Here is a 13,081-nt window from a genome sequence, read left to right as displayed (position 1 = left end):
AAGTACAATGCTGTCTGACAACTCAGATGGCCAAATACAAGGAAAGCAGAACTATGAGGTACTGGTTGCTCGTTATCTTAATGAACGTGCTGTTCTGGTTGATCGTGAAGCATGTTGCTCCGGAATGGTATGGTTCCCCTGGTTATTATGCAGGCCAAATCATCTGCACACTAATAGCTGCGGTCATCACATGGCGTGATCCGCCTGACTGGTTAGATGGAATCCTGCTCGGCGTAATAAAATTCGGCGTTCTGATTGCCGGGATTATATTCTTTGTCTGGGGCATCGGGTACAAGCTGGCATTCTGGGGGCAACATGATCCTAATACCATATATGCAAGTGCAAACGATGTTATTTTGCCTAATCTTGCGCTGGGCACGGGCGTCTTGATCGCGGGATGGGTATACATTAGATATTTAAAGCGCTAAGCAGCATAAAGCGTGGATATACCTGGTAAGAAATAGCACCGGCCCGGTATAATCGACGTGGCGCTTGAGGCTTTTTGCCTCATGACGTGAAGGTGGTTTGTTACCGTGTTGTGTGGCAGAAAGCAGAAAGCCCCGTAGTTAATTTTCATTAACCCACGAGGCCCACTGAATGTCTAGTCAACACCAGTATGGCCTCTTACCGTGCAATTTGCAAGGAGGAGTAAACCATGAAACTACCGCGAAACGCCCTGGTCTGGTGCGTATTAATCGTCTGTTTAACGCTCTTGATATTCACATGCCTGACCCGGAACCGCTTATGTGAAGTCCGGCTAAAGGACGGGAACAGGGAGGTCGCGGCAAGCCTGGCTTACGAATCCAACGGTAAGTAGCAACCTGGAGGCGGGGAATACCCCGCCTTTTCAGGGCTGCGTTGGTCTGACATGCCTGAAGCGCCTTTATGAAGGGGGTGCCGGTTCGCCGGTAGCCCCTTTTTCCTGCTTACAGGAAAAAAAAACCGCACGGCAGGCGGGCAAAATGCTTTCACCTACCTTCCTGATAAATCAGTCGCTCGGTCTGTCAGGTGATACCGCAGTTCATTCCTTGAATGATCCAGTGTTTTTTGCCTGCTATTTTAGCAGGCTTTTTTTTGTTGATTATGTATGACATCTGTCATACAGTTGATTGTGTAATGAACAGCAATTTTTCCACTTAACTCAGTGAGGCGAAGCGCAGTCGCGGGTGAGCCAAAGGAGAGCCAGCATGAACTTCACGATAAAATCCCGTAAAACCGGCGAAATTTTCAGTTTTTACGCACCCGAGAGTGGCGGTTATGTCCACCTGGAGTCCCCGGGACACTCTGGTAACACAGGTGCTCAGATTTGCTGTGGTGGAGGGTTCATGGGGAGTACGCTTTCCTGTGGCGCTTCTGAGGACGATCTGGCCAGTGTTGCCCGTAAATGGTACCGACAGTTCGTGAGGGAGCGGCGCAAATTCTTAATTATGTCGGGCCAGTATTCTGAGGATAACCCATGAAAAAAGAAATCTCCCGCAACCCCTCTTTCACGCCTTCGCCTAAGCTGCGAGCACATCTGAACTCCCACAGGGAAGGGGTGACTGAAAGGCTGAATAATATCTTTGATCGCTATGCGCATCTGGTTCGGGTCTGTGCCCTTCCTCTCGATGACGACGAAACACAGGTTCTGCTTAATGTGCTGAGTGGCTCCGTTGTGGAACCCGCCTTTATTGAATATCTGGCTCAGGAAATTCGGGACTCGGATGATTATCTGGAAGGGATACCCGCAGCTAAATCACTGTACGAAAAGTGTCAGTCAGCGACCTATCCGCAATTGCTGGCCACCGTCGAACGTCTGGAACGATAAGAAAGGCATAACAACACTGGACCCCTTCGGCTCCTGGCCAGCTGCGCTGTCCAGTCGTCGAGCCACACTCCGCCAGGGCAGCTGCTGCGCACCTGCCGGGCTCCGCCGAACCCGCTACGCGCTTTCGGGCCTGACGGCTAGTGTCTGATGTCTGAGGTCAAAGTCAACGGCAGCGCTTGCTGCGGCCGTTCCGGCCGCGCCGCTTTCACCGTGCCGGCGAAGGACTGCCGGCACTCTGCGGGGCAACGCCGTTTCGCGCCCGCGCTCTTCGTCGTTGCGGCGGGTGCCTGCTCCTTTCCCCTGGTACCCGTATCACCCGTTTGAGTCCATTCGCCGGGGCTGAGACAAGCACAACCCGTCTTGCTGTCCAGGGGACGGCAGAGCCTTTCGCAATAAATTTTTCCCGGCCATTCCGCTGCGCTTCATTAGACCGAAAAAAATTTCCCGCTCACCCCCGGACATCTGCACCGGGCCGTGCTCGTTTACGCCCTCGCGGCGAACGGCTCTCAAACGGGTGAAGGTTATATCCAGGGGGCAGGTTCAGCAGGTCCCCGCACAAAGTCAAAACCGCGGCCCCGGCAACTCAACGGGTGATGGTTTTAAAAGGCAGAAAAACAGACAAAGGAGAAAGCTGGATGAGCACACAAAACGTCAACGAAAAACCCTCCACCAAAGAAAGCACAACCCTCCGGACTGACGGTTTTGTGCGCAACATTCATTCCCGAAACCCGTTCGATGTTATCCGCGCCGATGTAGTGCTTGAACGTATCGAGAAAAAGGCTGGTCGGAGCTGCGGGATGCATTACGAGCTGTATCAGGCCCATCTGCTGGGTGGTGCGCTGGATTATCTGGATGCGCTGCCGTTGAAAGACCGTCCGGTGTTAATGGGCGCTGCGGCAAAGCGCGGCTATCTGCTGACGCTAGCCGAAGAGGAACGCGCGCTGGAAGCACGGGATGTACTGATGAGTGAACTGGCGGCAAACGACTGCTGAGAAATAAACACGGATGGCGGCGTATCGCTGCCATCCCTTAAAGACCAGAGGTAACGCAAAATGAAAGTATACGGCCATCAACACTCATCAGAGGCTTTCTTCCGGGAAAATTCCCCATCCTGTTTTGAACCAAAAGCGGAAAAGGTGATCGCTTTTCATGGAAAGGATGCCAGTTACGCCTATAACGTGCTGGCCGATCTGAAAGCAGCAGGTGCTTCATATACGCGCCGGAATATCATCGCCGATATGTTCCGCCGTCTGGGTGTGAAATGAGGTCTGGGCAATGGAACACGTGAAAGGAAAAATCCAGCAGGGGGCAGGGAACGCCTATTTTGCAGGGATGCAGTGGCGCGGTATTACACTTGGACACGCCGATGCTGCAGCGCTTAATCAGTTTGATATCGATATCAGCAAAGCTCAGGCACTCGAAGCACGCACCTGGTTGCTTCAGAACAAAGCAGAATTCATCGCTCTGATCCTAGGCATTGAAGTTGTAAAGGTCGGGTAGTGAGAAGCCAGCTAACTTAGCTCTTGAGCTAAGTTAGCTTTTGAGCTAATGTGTGCACATACGGACTAGAGATTACATTCATGTTCACAGTCATCTTTCATGATGAGGCTGAAAAAGAGTTTACGGCTCTGCCTGCTGCCATTCGTGCAAAAATGGCCAGGCTACTCATGAAGCTGGAAGCAAACCCTCGCCAGCTACGCGAGCCAGATACCAAGCCGCTTGGAAACGGCCTTTTCGAAATACGTACAATGGGGGCAGATATCGCCCGCGGAATCTGGGTATATCAGAGTGGTGAACGTATTTTTCTACTTCGGATCTTTATCAAAAAATCGCCAAAAACGCCCCCGGCAGAAATAGATCAGGCACTTCGCAGACTGGAGGAAATGCAGAATGAAATATAAAACCCTTAGCCAGGTTCATACCGAAGCAATGAACGATCATGAGTACAGCGCGGCATTCGAGGCAGAAGAAGCCTCGGAGCTACTTCGGGAAACCTTAGCAACATGGAGAAAAGAAGCGGGTTTGACGTCGGCACAGGTTGCAGAACGTATGGGCATCAAAGCGCCTACTATCTCACGTATGGAGAAGAACGCTTCGCGAATGAGTATTCAGACGCTGGTTCGGTACGCCAGAGCCTGCGGTGTTAACTTTAAAATTCAGCAGGTTTGAATGATTAGCGATGCCAATAAAGCGGTGAATGACCTGGCGAGTATTGTCCCTCTGCTGGGTGGCAGTTCGTCCCGCAAAGATTACGAAGAGGCACGTAAACTCGTTGAATATCTTCTGGAACATGATCCGGACAGCCCGCTGGTTGATATGCTGACTGCCCGCATCGATGCCTGGGAAGATAACGCGGTGGAATTTGAAGAATTTAATACGCGCTTCGAAGCAGGCAAAAACGGTGTATCGTTGCTGCGGGTTCTTATGCAGCAATACGGGCTTTCTCAGTCCGATTTCGAAAACGAGATAGGTAATAAATCGCTCGTCAGCCGGATCCTCAGTGGTGAACGCAGTCTGACCTTTGATCACATGCGGGCGCTGGCAAATCGATTTCAAATCCCGGTCTCGATGTTTGTTGACTGATTCGGGAACAGAGCAGGCGAAGGGGGCATCGGTCCCCGTCTGGCCGCGCCTCGAAAGACCGCGCGCCTGCGGCGCCGGGAAAACCGGGCCGCGCTGACGCGCCGCCCGCATTTCCTTTCCGCGTCTTCCCTGTTTGCTGCCTGCTGTTTGCCTGCTTCCTCTCCTTCTCCCTGCTGTGATGCCTCTTTTTAAACCTTAAAGGCTTTAAAAGCATACCCACACTGGACACCTTCGGCTCCCGGCCAGCTGCGCTGTCCGGTCGTCGAGCCACACTCCGCCAGGGCAGCTGCTTCGCACCCGCCGGGCTCCGCCGAACCCGCTACGCGCTTTCGGGCCTGACGGCTAGTGTCTGATGTCTGAGGTCAAAGTCAACGGCAGCGCTTGCTGCGGCCGTTCCGGCCGCGCCGCTTTCACCGTGCCGGCGAAGGACTGCCGGCACTCTGCGGGGCAACGCCGTTTCGCGCCCGCGCTCTTCGTCGTTGCGGCGGGTGCCTGCTCCTTTCCCCTGGTACCCGTATCACCCGTTTGAGTCCATTCGCCGGGGCTGAGACAAGCACAACCCGTCTTGCTGTCCAGGGGACGGCAGAGCCTTTCGCAATAAATTTTTCCCGGCCATTCCGCTGCGCTTCATTAGACCGAAAAAAATTTCCCGCTCACCCCCGGACATCTGCACCGGGCCGTGCTCGTTTACGCCCTTGCGGCGAACGGCTCTCAAACGGGTGAAGGTTATATCCAGGGGCAGGTTCAGCAGGTCCCCGCACAAAGTCAAAACCGCGGCCCCGGCAACTCAACGGGTGATGGTTAAAAAATTAAACAGGTGAAGGAGAATAATATGCGTTTAGCATCCCGATTTGGACTTACTCATTCCATTCGTCAGGAACGCCCACTGACTAACGATGAATTGGTCAAGGTTGTACCTTCTGTGTTTTCAGAAGAAAAGCATAATTCACGTAGTGATCGCTATACCTATATTCCAACCATTACACTGCTGGATAAATTACGTGAAGAAGGTTTCCAGCCATTTTTTGCCTGTCAGTCACGAGTAAGGGATGAGGATAAACGGGGGCATACTAAGCATATGGTAAGACTTCGCCGTGAAGGGGCCAATAAAGGAACAGAAGTACCCGAAATCATTCTTCTTAACTCGCATGATGGATCGTCTAGTTATCAAATGATCCCGGGTATGTTCCGTTTTGTATGCACAAATGGCCTTGTGTGCGGTACGTCGTTTGGTGAGATTCGTGTACCTCATAAAGGTGATATTGTGGGAAGGGTTATCGAAGGTGCTTACGAAGTTTTGGGAATTTTCGATAAAATAACTGAAGGCGTTGATGTCATGAAGTCTATTACCTTAACCAAGGAAGAACAGCGTCTGTTTGGACAAGCTGCATTAACCTACCGATATGAAGATGAAAATAAATCTCCGGTCAGTATTGAACAGATAATTCATCCGCGCCGTTATGAAGATAAAAAAGATGACATCTGGACTACATATCAAAGGGTCCAGGAAAATCTGATTAAAGGCGGTTTGCCTGGCCGAACTGAAAAAGGGAAAAGAACAACAACCCGGCCAGTAAAAGCAATTGATGGTGATGTCAAACTCAATAAGGCATTGTGGTTAATTGCGGAGAAATTCCGCACTCTTAAAGGCTAATTATAAGCGCCGGGCAGCTGTCCGGCGTTTTGATGGTGGGAATACTTATGTTTGAATTTAAAGCTGTCTGTATCAGTATTTCACATATGGAAGAAGGTGATATCAGAGTTCTTCAGGTGCTTTCATCAACAACCAATTATCTAACTTGCGATAGTTACTTAGAGTGGATACATGATACACCTTATGGTTGTGTTATAAGGATGTATGATTTCAAACGCCATCTTCTGGCGCTAAAAAGAGGTGGGGTGTCAAAATTTTTACGCAAAAATCTCATACTAATGCACCGGGAGGGCGGGTATCTGCTTTTTCATTTTGATAGTGATGCCGATTATTATCCAGGTATAGATGCCGTAGATTTTTAAGAAATTCAAGCCTTCTTATATCAGAAGGCTTTTTAGTTCATGGCGATTTTCTGATCTTTAGAAGAAGTTCGTTTGCTTGCTTTGATAGCCGTGTAGTAGTAATGGATCTTCTTCGCATACTCGTAACGTCTTGCTGCCTGGCGCGGGGTCTTTTTGAAGCCTGCATTGTATGCCCCGACTGCATCCCACGAAACGCCCCACTTTTTAAACGCCTGAGCCAGATAATAGGCTCCGGTGTAGATGTTAAGACAAGCATCGCTAAGAAGATGATCCGGTTTTATTCCATATCGCGACAGTTCGTTGAAATGCTGCGAGTCAATTTGCATCAAGCCTGATCCATAACCCGTAACAGGATTACGACCAATCGCATCAATTTTAAATCGTGATTCTTGCCATGATATAGCACGCAGGAGATCCGGATCAATTTTGTAATCCCTGCCAGCCATATCAAAGCAGTCTGCTGCCATTGATGACAATGGTATTAAAGACAGGATGATACCAAACGCTGCTCCCTTCATGAATTCCCCTCCGTGCCAAATCCCGGAATAACCTTAACCCATCCAAGACCGAGACTCAACATATATGCACTCCTCACCACAAAATGACCACACACTACGCAAAATTAAAATTTTGCAGATTTCACTTTAGCTTCAGTGGCTTAACTGTAGTTATATTACATTATGTTATTTTTCTTTATATATATGTGAGTTGCCGGCGAGTCAGTAGTAAGTCGTCGGTAAGTCTATAGCGACTCGTTTATGACTCACTCTTTTATAATCATATATTTAAAGCGACTTAACTCTAGACTTAAGTCGCCATGTGACTCGTAATGCAACTTTCTTAGACTCTAGACTTAAGTTTAGAGTTGTAAAGAAGGTAAACTCGCGTTATCTTCTCGCCATAATAACTTGCTTGATGCTGTTTTTAATAAAGGAACCGATATGGCCAGGGTACAAGCTTATGCTAGTGATGAAGTTGCAGAGAAAATTAATGCAATAGTGGAAAAGCGAAGGGCTGAAGGGGCAAAGGAAAAGGATGTCAGTTTTTCAAGTGTCGCTTCGATGCTCCTTGAATTAGGGCTTAGGGTTTATGAGGCTCAAATGGAAAGAAAAGATTCAGGGTTTAACCAAACTGAGTTTAATAAGATTTTGCTTGAGAATGTCATGAAGACTCAGTTTACCGTATCCAAACTTTTGGCTATTGGCTCTCTAAGCCCTCATGTTACAGGTGATGAACGATTCGAGTTCCGCAGCATGGTGAGTAACATTCGAGAAGATGCAAAAGATGTTATTTCTCACTTCTTCCCCGAGCAGGAAGAAGAGTAAGAACTGGTGTGTGTTTATGGTGGTTTGTAATTAATTCAGTAGTAAAAAAAGAATAATGATCTAGCTTTAAAAAGTGACATGGAAGAATAAGGAATATAGAATACTTACAGGGTTGTAATAAAATTTGTTGAAGCGTTGACGTCCGGGGCTAGTCCCCCCGAACGTCAACTATCCATAGTGTCCTTTCCAGGAGGCGCCTATGTGTGCGAAGGATCGTAGTCATATTGCTGTGCGCAGTCAAACAGATTCCATTCATTCTATGCGCGAGATGCTTAATATTTCATCTTGCCCTGCTTTTATTCGTGATTCCCGGGGCGAAGTAATTCACACCAGCCCAACCTTTGACAAAATTTTCTTAACATCTGGTGGAACTGGAGCATTTGATACACCCAGAGCACCTGGAAGCTGGTTTCTGGATCTCTCCCTGGAGATCAAACTGGAACTGATGCAGTCAGAACTGAAATCGTTTTCAGAAGGTTCTGCTGTACTTGTTAAAAATATTTGGTTGGCAGGTTCACTTTGGACTGTTTTTATTGAAACGTTCTCGATTAATGAAGATACATACAGTAAATGGGTTTTTATAAATGAAGATGAACCGATGCCTCATCCTTCAATGGAATACAATGACTTTTCTATAAAGATGCAAAGATATATCGAAAGAATTCAGCGTTCAGCAAAGTCTGACTGGGCTATCTTTAATCTGTATGCGGTTGGGTTTTCTCATGCATCTATTTCGAAGATTACAGGTGTTGGGGTGCAAACCTCAAAAAATACAGTTAGTAAAATAAAAAAGGAACTGAGCTTTGATAATCGTGACTATATCATAATGTCATCGATCTATACTCTAAGTTATGGAAAGTTTATATCGAATGTGGTTTCGATATTAAACGATGGTGTTAATTTTTTGTTAAATCAATAGTACCGTCGGTACTTTTGATTTGTGAAAATAATTTACTCAAGATTTCTCCTTAGTTTGTTTACTTTTAAATCCTCCAATGTAAGATTTATTAAAGGTTGGTAATCTTACTTTGGAGGTCGATTGGAAAGAGCGATTAGGAGCAACGCACGACCTGCGCCTGGAAAAAATGTGCTTTTAAAATTAGATGAAGAAACTAATCGTCGACTCATCAAAGCAAAAGACAGAAGCAGAAGAAGTAAAACAGCTGAAGCTTATTTGAGACTGAAAGATCATCTAGAACGTTTTCCGGACTTTTATAACTCGGAACTAGCCGTACCAGGAGGTGAAAAGGAAGAGTGATTTAACATCATAGTCAAAAATCTGTTTTATATATCAACCATTCTTTTTAAAGGAAATAAATATGAATGCTGTATTAAGTGTTCAGGGCTCTGCTGTCTCTGAAAAAACCAAACCGTCTTTTATGTCCCGCGTTTTCAATAAAAAGAAAGCCCTGAAAGTCGCTAAAGTTGCGCTGCCGGTTGCTGCTGTGGCGGCGTTCTTCCCGGATGCTGCGATGGCCACCACCACGGCAACCGACCTGATGAAGTCCGGGGATGCGACCGTTAAAGGCACGTTTGGTAAGCAATCCAGCGTAGTCAAATGGGTTGTTCTGGCAGAAGTCGTCGCCGGTGGCATCATGTACATGATGACCAAAAACGTGAAGTTCCTGTTTGGCTTCGCGATTATTTCCACCTTTATAACCATCGGTATGTCGGTCGCCGGTTACTGACAGGAAGCACGTGATGACGGGAGACGAATTAAAGCGATACCGTTTCCCGGAAACACTGACTAACCAGTCCCGCTGGTTTGGCTTATATCTCGATGAACTTATCCCGGCCGTGATTTGTCTCGGCTGGGGTTTCTGGACCAGCAAGTTCATTTTTGGCATAGCTTCAGCGGTACTGGTTTTCTGGGGTATCAAGAAACTGAAAAAAGGGCGGGGCAGTTCCTGGCTACGCGACCTGATTTACTGGTATCTGCCAACCTCCCTTCTTAAAGGTTTCTTTCATGATGTTCCGGACTCCTGTTTCCGGCAGTGGATTAAATAAATCAACGGGGAAATAACATATGGAACATGGTGCCAGACAAAATACCACCCGCGTTATCGCTGTGGGATTTATCAGTCTGGGGACACTCCTGACCCTCAGTCTTGCAACCAATATTATCCAAGGCATAAATAATTACCGTCTGCAGACGGAACAGAAAGTGGCGGTGACACCGATGTTATTCCGTGCACCCTTTGCGGTGTCTCAGAACCAGGCTGACGCCTCTTATATTGAGCAGCTGGGCCTGTCCTTTGTTGCCCTGCGTCTGAATGTCACGCCGGAAACGGTTGATGCCCAGCATCAGCAGCTACTCCGGTATGTATTACCTGCCTCGCAGAACAGCCTCAAGGTCCATCTGGCTGAAGATGCGAAACGCATTAAAGACAATAACGTTAATTCCACCTTTTATATGACGTCGATGCGTGCCTGGCCGGCAGAGAACCGCGTGGATATCCGGGGTGAGCTGAAAACGTGGATTGGGGATTCCAAACCCTACAGTGAAATTAAAAGTTATGTCATTCAGTTCAGTCGTGTCGATGGTGTCAGCTGGCTGGCGCGTTTTGGAGAAATAAATAATGAAAAAAATTAACCCGTTATTTATTTCAGGCTGTCTGCTGTTGGTCGCCCCTGCGATGTCCGCGACCCTCAGCGGTACGCTGGAGCCGACAGTGGTTCCCCTGACCAATGGCGGTCAGGCAAATATTGCCGTGAGTAACACCGATCCGAATCTGTTCACAGTACCTGGCGATCGCATCACGGCGATAAACAGCCTGGACGGCGGCCTGACAAATCAGGAGCAGACCGACAGCGGCGGCGCCATTCTGGCGACCGTCAGTAAAAAACCATTCACCTTCATTGTGGAAACCGAACGCGGGCTGAACTTCTCCATTCGTGCCGTGCCCCGTGCGGGCTCAGGCCGGACAATTCAGCTGGTCAGCGAGCTGGCGGGTACCCCCGGTCCGGCAAAAGCCTGGGAAGAGTCGAACCCCTATGAATCGTTACTGGTTTCGCTGAATCGCGCCGTGCGTCAGGGCAGCGTACCCGGTGAGTATCAGTCTGTCCCCGTCACTTCTGAAGTACTGCAGGTGCCGGCTGGTCTGCGCGCCACTGCCGATCGGGTCTGGGTCGGTCATCACCTGAAAGTTGTCCGTTACAGTCTGGACAATGTCTCCCTGTCGGCCCGTATGGTGCGTGAAAGCGATTTCTGGCAGCCCGGAACACGTGCCGTCATGTTCAGTACCCCGGCGGGCCTGCTGACTGCCGGTGGTCGCATGCAGATCTGGGTCACGACGTCAGATGAAGGAGTGAAGCGCTGATGGCCAACTTCAACACGCTGATCAAACGTAAGCAATATATCTGGCTGGGACTCATTCTGGCGGGCGGCGCGGCAGCCGTCGGAGGCGGGCTGTATCTGTCAGATCTGAACATGAGCTCTGATGAGGAAGCCCCGGCTCAGGGCGAACCCGCACCGGATATGACCGGGGTGGTCGACAGCAGCTTCAACAGTAAGGTGGAGCAGCACGCGACAACAGAAATGCAGGCGACTGCCGCTGATCTCAACAAGCGTTTTGACTCCCTGCAGGGGGAAGTGGACCTACTGAGTAAGGCGCGAACCGCTGACCAGATACGTATCGACAAGCTCAGCAGTGACAATGAAGCCATGCAGAATCAGCTGAAGGCGCTGGGCGTGAAACCGGCTGTCTCTGGTGGCGAGCCCGCGCCGACTCCTCCGTCACCGCCACCCGGTCCGGAAGGGGAGCCGCAGCCAGCCAGTTATCCGCCGCAAACCGGCGCCGCGGTACCGCCTCCGACGGCATTCTATCCGGGGAATGGTATGACACCGCCGCCGCAGGTCAGCTACCAGTCTGTACCGGTACCAAACCAGATACAGCGTAAAACGTTCAGTTACGACAAAGGAAAAAAAACGAAGTCATTGCCGTACATTCCGTCGGGGAGCTTTGCAAAAAGTATGCTTATCGAGGGGGCAGATGCCAACGCGTCTGTTACCGGGAATGAATCAACTGTACCGATGCAGTTGCGTATCACCGGTCGCGTGGAAATGCCAAACAGCAAAACCTACGACCTGACAGGGTGTTTTGTGGGCCTTGAGGCCTGGGGAGATGTCTCCAGCGAACGCGCCATTGTCCGTACCCGCAATATCAGCTGTATCAAAGGTGATAAAACCATCGATCAGCCCATTAACGGCCACGTTTCCTTTATGGGGAAAAACGGGGTTAAGGGAGAGGTGGTGATGCGTAACGGAAAAATCCTCGGCTGGGCATGGGGGGCCGGTTTTGTTGACGGGATTGGTCAGGGCATGGAACGGGCTTCACAGCCGGCTGTTGGCCTGGGGGCAACCGCAACTGTTGGCGCCGGTGACGTTCTGAAAATGGGGGTCGGCGGTGGTGCATCTAAAGCTGCGCAGACGCTGAGCGAGTACTACATCAAAAGGGCCGAGCAGTATCACCCGATCATTCCGATTGGTGCCGGCAACGAAGTGACCGTCGTGTTCCAGGATGGATTCCAGCTGAAAACGATTGAAGAACTGGAAGCGGAAAAGAACGGGCAACAGCAGGCTCAGAATCAGGAGGCGGAGCCGGCACCGCAGGCTGATGCACATCATCAGTCAGGCGGCGGTATGAACGGATTCAATACTGACGAGATGCTGAAGAAGCTGGGCAAACTTGATCCGCGTGAGTTCTCTCCGGGCGCAGCGCCGCAGGGGGAAAATAATGGCTAAGTCTCTCATTACTGCTGTTCTGTCAGCACTGCGCTGGGCTCACTGGCTGGTTAAGTGTGCGGTGGTGTATCCGCTGGCCATGATGATGTTACTGGTTGTTCTGGTGTTCCTGACGGGACCGTACACGTTCGGCCAGACGCTGGTGAAAACCGTAGAGTCTGTGCAGCAGTAGGGATATGTCATTCAGGACTGCACGGGGCCGAAAGAACTTAATGGTGATGCGGTGAACGCTCCACTGCCTCCGGTTTTACAGGAAGACTGCACCACCGTCAGTACGGATGCGGCAGGGTATGCAGCATATATCGACCAGAGCTATACGCATAATATTCTCTGGCTCTGGCTGCTGATGGCGGTGGTGTTTACCGGGATCGCTGTGGTTTTCCGTCGGACTCCTGTCCGCAGGGTGATCATACGGAAAAACGGTGTTGTCGTCGGAGAGGCTGGTTCGGGTTCTTCAGGGCTGATTCTAGCCCGATCTGATGTCAGCCAGATTAAGCGTGTTTACTATGAAATGAGTCCGGATGAAGGGGATAAATTTGTTCGGGCGATTAAGGAAAATACCCAAATCAGGATGAACCTGAAGAAATAACCGATAAATAGCGAGAA

General features: G+C 49.7%; 22 protein-coding genes and 1 pseudogene. 22 read left to right on the top strand and 1 reads right to left on the bottom strand.

All coding sequences use genetic code 11. The features are described 5' to 3' along the window. The first annotated feature begins 53 nt into the window (after window positions 1-53). The 13 genes from HV127_RS30330 to HV127_RS30275 all read left to right on the top strand — a co-directional run bounded on the left by HV127_RS30330 (window position 54) and on the right by HV127_RS30275 (window position 6,406). Window positions 54-428, top strand: coding sequence for a hypothetical protein (locus tag HV127_RS30330; RefSeq protein WP_004182064.1), 375 nt, complete (start codon window positions 54-56; stop codon window positions 426-428). A 169-nt stretch (window positions 429-597) separates the two neighbouring features. Then, entirely contained in the window at window positions 598-750 is a 153-nt protein-coding gene (locus HV127_RS31925) for a DUF5431 family protein (RefSeq protein WP_223362239.1), read from the top strand. Beyond that, the gene (locus HV127_RS30325; protein WP_085842394.1) at window positions 695-817 is read left to right on the top strand and encodes a Hok/Gef family protein; all 123 of its coding nucleotides are present in this window, start codon (window positions 695-697) and stop codon (window positions 815-817) included. The genes HV127_RS31925 and HV127_RS30325 overlap by 56 nt, the downstream gene beginning before the upstream one ends. Before the next feature lie 370 nt (window positions 818-1,187). Beyond that, complete coding sequence (locus tag HV127_RS30320; RefSeq protein WP_023317525.1) at window positions 1,188-1,460, top strand: hypothetical protein; 273 nt, start codon at window positions 1,188-1,190, stop codon at window positions 1,458-1,460. Continuing rightward, window positions 1,457-1,807: a hypothetical protein gene (locus HV127_RS30315; protein ID WP_004182068.1), complete on the top strand. Its 351-nt coding sequence runs from the start codon at window positions 1,457-1,459 to the stop codon at window positions 1,805-1,807. The genes HV127_RS30320 and HV127_RS30315 overlap by 4 nt, the downstream gene beginning before the upstream one ends. 635 nt (window positions 1,808-2,442) lie before the next feature. After that, entirely contained in the window at window positions 2,443-2,799 is a 357-nt protein-coding gene (locus tag HV127_RS30310; protein ID WP_004152717.1) for a hypothetical protein, read from the top strand. A 60-nt stretch (window positions 2,800-2,859) separates the two neighbouring features. Then, window positions 2,860-3,072, top strand: coding sequence for a hypothetical protein (locus HV127_RS30305; protein WP_004182070.1), 213 nt, complete (start codon window positions 2,860-2,862; stop codon window positions 3,070-3,072). A 10-nt stretch (window positions 3,073-3,082) separates the two neighbouring features. Beyond that, entirely contained in the window at window positions 3,083-3,307 is a 225-nt protein-coding gene (locus HV127_RS30300) for a hypothetical protein (protein WP_020325128.1), read from the top strand. 80 nt (window positions 3,308-3,387) lie between these two features. Beyond that, window positions 3,388-3,708, top strand: a complete 321-nt coding sequence (locus HV127_RS30295) for a type II toxin-antitoxin system RelE/ParE family toxin (RefSeq protein WP_004152720.1) — start codon at window positions 3,388-3,390, stop codon at window positions 3,706-3,708. After that, entirely contained in the window at window positions 3,698-3,976 is a 279-nt protein-coding gene (locus HV127_RS30290; RefSeq protein WP_004152721.1) for a helix-turn-helix transcriptional regulator, read from the top strand. Before HV127_RS30295 ends, HV127_RS30290 begins: the two co-directional genes overlap by 11 nt. Continuing rightward, window positions 3,977-4,390, top strand: coding sequence for a helix-turn-helix domain-containing protein (locus HV127_RS30285; protein WP_004182074.1), 414 nt, complete (start codon window positions 3,977-3,979; stop codon window positions 4,388-4,390). It abuts the gene before it with no gap. Between the two features lie 832 nt (window positions 4,391-5,222). Further along, window positions 5,223-6,044: a DUF932 domain-containing protein gene (locus tag HV127_RS30280; protein WP_004182076.1), complete on the top strand. Its 822-nt coding sequence runs from the start codon at window positions 5,223-5,225 to the stop codon at window positions 6,042-6,044. A gap of 32 nt (window positions 6,045-6,076) precedes the next feature. Continuing rightward, window positions 6,077-6,406, top strand: coding sequence for a DUF5983 family protein (locus HV127_RS30275; protein WP_011977736.1), 330 nt, complete (start codon window positions 6,077-6,079; stop codon window positions 6,404-6,406). Between the two features lie 32 nt (window positions 6,407-6,438). On the opposite strand, the gene HV127_RS30270 is transcribed toward HV127_RS30275, so the two are convergent. Then, window positions 6,439-6,924 (bottom strand): transglycosylase SLT domain-containing protein, encoded by a 486-nt coding sequence (locus tag HV127_RS30270; RefSeq protein ID WP_004178063.1) that lies wholly within the window; start codon window positions 6,922-6,924, stop codon window positions 6,439-6,441. A gap of 390 nt (window positions 6,925-7,314) precedes the next feature. Between HV127_RS30270 and traM the strand changes: the two genes are divergently transcribed. The 9 genes and pseudogenes from traM to traP all read left to right on the top strand — a co-directional run bounded on the left by traM (window position 7,315) and on the right by traP (window position 13,064). Further along, window positions 7,315-7,731, top strand: coding sequence for a conjugal transfer relaxosome DNA-binding protein TraM (traM, locus tag HV127_RS30265; RefSeq protein ID WP_072145360.1), 417 nt, complete (start codon window positions 7,315-7,317; stop codon window positions 7,729-7,731). Window positions 7,732-7,930: 199 nt separating this feature from the next. Continuing rightward, entirely contained in the window at window positions 7,931-8,650 is a 720-nt protein-coding gene (locus HV127_RS30260; RefSeq protein WP_016831034.1) for a conjugal transfer protein TrbJ, read from the top strand. A 132-nt stretch (window positions 8,651-8,782) separates the two neighbouring features. Further along, window positions 8,783-8,989, top strand: a complete 207-nt coding sequence (locus HV127_RS30255; RefSeq protein WP_171773970.1) for a TraY domain-containing protein — start codon at window positions 8,783-8,785, stop codon at window positions 8,987-8,989. Window positions 8,990-9,050: 61 nt separating this feature from the next. Further along, window positions 9,051-9,419, top strand: coding sequence for a type IV conjugative transfer system pilin TraA (gene traA, locus HV127_RS30250; protein WP_004194426.1), 369 nt, complete (start codon window positions 9,051-9,053; stop codon window positions 9,417-9,419). A 13-nt stretch (window positions 9,420-9,432) separates the two neighbouring features. Continuing rightward, a complete protein-coding gene (traL, locus tag HV127_RS30245) occupies window positions 9,433-9,738 on the top strand; it encodes a type IV conjugative transfer system protein TraL (RefSeq protein WP_004144424.1) in 306 nt (101 codons plus the stop codon). Window positions 9,739-9,757: 19 nt separating this feature from the next. Then, window positions 9,758-10,324: a type IV conjugative transfer system protein TraE gene (gene traE, locus HV127_RS30240; protein WP_016831035.1), complete on the top strand. Its 567-nt coding sequence runs from the start codon at window positions 9,758-9,760 to the stop codon at window positions 10,322-10,324. After that, complete coding sequence (gene traK, locus HV127_RS30235) at window positions 10,311-11,051, top strand: type-F conjugative transfer system secretin TraK (protein ID WP_014386193.1); 741 nt, start codon at window positions 10,311-10,313, stop codon at window positions 11,049-11,051. Before traE ends, traK begins: the two co-directional genes overlap by 14 nt. Then, window positions 11,051-12,475, top strand: coding sequence for an F-type conjugal transfer pilus assembly protein TraB (traB, locus tag HV127_RS30230; protein ID WP_023158013.1), 1,425 nt, complete (start codon window positions 11,051-11,053; stop codon window positions 12,473-12,475). The genes traK and traB overlap by 1 nt, the downstream gene beginning before the upstream one ends. After that, a pseudogene (traP, locus tag HV127_RS30225) lies at window positions 12,468-13,064 on the top strand (conjugal transfer pilus-stabilizing protein TraP). Before traB ends, traP begins: the two are co-directional and overlap by 8 nt. Window positions 13,065-13,081: the final 17 nt, after the last annotated feature.

Source organism: Klebsiella sp. RHBSTW-00215, assembly GCF_014103785.1.
In the GTDB taxonomy this organism is placed as follows: domain Bacteria; phylum Pseudomonadota; class Gammaproteobacteria; order Enterobacterales; family Enterobacteriaceae; genus Klebsiella.
The sequence above is the reverse complement of the archived record's forward strand: the minus strand, read 5'-3'. Positions and strand labels throughout refer to the sequence as shown.